Here is a 2,784-nt window from a genome sequence, read left to right as displayed (position 1 = left end):
GATTATCAACGTTTTCCAGATGGTTATGAAGATGCACCCGAAAAGAAATTAGCACAAGAGCAACTTAAATTATTGGGTTATATAAATCAGTTAGAAGAGAAGTATAAATTATGGGAAAAAAGCAAAGAAAAAGCGACAAAAATGCTTTGGTGGGATGATGTCGCCAAAGGTTTAGCTAAGCAAAAGCAGCAGACACAACAAAGTGAAGCGACCGCTGAAAACAGTAAAACAGCAGCCCCGTCAACTAAACAAACTGAAACTTCATCAACGCCAGCCACTTTGAGTAAAAATGGGTGGGTGTGGTTTATGCATCCTGTGGCTATGGTGGATTGTTTCAATGTTAAAATTGATCTCAAAAGAAATTATACTTTAGAAGATGCCGAATTAGCTATAAATCTAATATATAAGAAGCATGGCAAGCAAATGGCAATAATAATTGAAAAAATGTATCGTTCAGAAACTGCACATTTTGAATCCTTACAATATAAGAAAACGGGGACAGGAGGTATGGAATCTTTTGGTTTACCGCCATATTATGGTTGGGATAAAGATTTCTTTTTATTAAATCCAAATTATACACCTATAGGTGTTACACATTTATTTGAAAATGTTGGAATCAGTAAACAGGGAGGTAATGCTCAAATAAAAGATAGACCAAAAGAGTTTATTATTTTCCCAACTGTAATAGCTGCAATGGAATATTTAGTGTTTTATATAAACAAATATAATGGTAATTATGCTCGTTGGCATTCGACTAATTCTGTTGCTCAAGAAGCCTATAAAAAGATATTAGATAAAATTATTCCAAGAATAGTTAATAAAATAGAGGAAAAAAATGCTAAAAAAAATTAAAGCTACATTGGTATTAGTATTACCAACTTTGATAATTTTCAGTGGTATAGTTAATGCAAATGCTAATCCAAAAGATTGTGTATCAATTTTTGAAGAACTCATTAAAACCAGTAATTTTCTACCAGAAGTGAAATCAAGAAAATATTTTAAAATTGATTTATATGATGTTTCTGTAACAGATGAATCTATTTTTTTTAAAATTTATGATTCTGCTAGTACTAGACAGTATGGAAAGACAGTAAGTCAGGCTACTTTAGGTTGGATAAAATATAACTATAACCTAAAAAATATGGAGAATATAACATATGATGAAATTAATCCTATAAAAGTTATTTATAATAGAGAAATTGAAATGAAATTTTATAATTGCATGAATATTAATAAAATAAATATAAAACAATTTGCTACTGAGTATGAGTAAAAAAATTATCTGGAAAACTAATTTGCCAATATATTTGTCAAGGATTAATAACATAAAAAATTTAATAAAAAGTCTTTTACTGGCTGATAAACAAGCAAATGATTATATGCGATTTGAAAGCGAAAGATAAAATGAACTTTAATATATCACATTAACTTTAGAGCCTGCTGGGAAAAAGTTTTGTATTAATTATCAATAAGCTTATTCTTTTATCTTAGGTAAAACTATATCAAAACATTTATTTGGTGATGAAAAATTATATCAACATTTTCAAACATTGATAAAATTGCTCAACAACTATATGAAGGATTAAAGAAAAATATTATTAATAGGTACACCATGAAAAAAATAATTATTTTACCTCTCATTTTTTTGTTTATTGTTTGTCATTCTTTTGCTAACTCTGTAAAAGAAAATTTTGATCATTATGCTATATCATTAATAATGTCAAGTAGTTCAAATACTCCTTTTTGTTATTCGTTTCTTATTGATTATTACCCAAATGGTCAAATAAAAGAGAGGGGTTGTCAAGGACATTATAATGCGACAGGTGTTTTTGTAGGTAATTGGTATGAATATGATATATCCGGTATGCTCGTGCGTACTAAGTATTATCATCCTGATGAGTTTGGTAAAGATTATAAAATTATTATGACTTATGATAGAAACGGTAAGATTTTAACTAAAAAAATATTTAATTATGATGATTTATATGAAAATGAGGAAGTTGAACTTCATGAAATACCCAAATAAAAAACTAATTTTTATTATAATGTTTTCTTTAATGCTGTGGAAATCTAATATTGTAGTAGCAGATTCTGTAATCGAAAATAGTTTAATTTCACAAGCTAAAAATGGTGATAAATTTGCCCAGTATTCTTTAGCAAATCTACTTTTATCTCAACATACTAATATGAAATATAATGATAAAGTTTTTTATTGGTATCAACTATCTGCGCAACAAGGATATGCAGAAGCTCAGTTTGCTTTAGCTATCCTTTATGAAGAACTTGATAATAAAGAACAGGCAATTATTTGGCTAGAAAAAGCAGCCAAACAAAATCATGTACAATCCCAATACTTATTAGGGGTTAATTACAGATTTGGATTTTGGGGTCTTGAACATGATAGCACAAAAGCATTATATTGGCTAACCAAAGCGGCTAATCAAGGTTATACAGCGGCTCAGGTCGAATTAGGTAATTTATATTTAACAAATAGTGAAATAGATACCTATGAAGATTATGAAAAGGGGATTAATTGGTATAAAAAAGCTGCTGAAGCAAATAACCCTTTCGCACAACTTAATTTAGGAATAATTGAAAAAGCGCAATCGAATTATAAAATAGCTCTGTTGTGGTTTGAACGCGCATGTAAAAATAACCTAACTGATGGTTGTCTATTAGCATCTGAAATGATTGTAAAAAAACAATAGATTTGCCGACGTTCATCACCCAAACGCAGACAGAGGCAGGTAAAATACCCGATGAAGATAAAACATTGGTTGGCAT

General features: G+C 29.2%; 3 protein-coding genes and 1 pseudogene. All 4 read left to right on the top strand.

The annotated features are described in order from the left end of the window. A pseudogene (locus ACGH46_RS10965) lies at positions 1-852 on the top strand (hypothetical protein); the annotation flags it as partial. Continuing rightward, entirely contained in the window at positions 836-1,273 is a 438-nt protein-coding gene (locus ACGH46_RS10960; RefSeq protein ID WP_267346216.1) for a hypothetical protein, read from the top strand. The pseudogene ACGH46_RS10965 and the gene ACGH46_RS10960, both read left to right, overlap by 17 nt. A gap of 339 nt (positions 1,274-1,612) precedes the next feature. Continuing rightward, entirely contained in the window at positions 1,613-2,026 is a 414-nt protein-coding gene (locus ACGH46_RS10955) for a hypothetical protein (RefSeq protein ID WP_411605648.1), read from the top strand. Further along, the gene (locus tag ACGH46_RS10950) at positions 2,010-2,708 is read left to right on the top strand and encodes a tetratricopeptide repeat protein (RefSeq protein WP_411605646.1); all 699 of its coding nucleotides are present in this window, start codon (positions 2,010-2,012) and stop codon (positions 2,706-2,708) included. Before ACGH46_RS10955 ends, ACGH46_RS10950 begins: the two co-directional genes overlap by 17 nt. The last annotated feature ends 76 nt before the right edge of the window (positions 2,709-2,784 follow it).

Source organism: Gilliamella sp. CG22 (genome assembly GCF_046635725.1).
In the GTDB taxonomy this organism is placed as follows: Bacteria; Pseudomonadota; Gammaproteobacteria; order Enterobacterales; family Orbaceae; genus Gilliamella; species Gilliamella apicola_I.
Note: the sequence above shows the minus strand (reverse complement) of the source record. Positions and strands in the feature narration are given on the sequence as shown.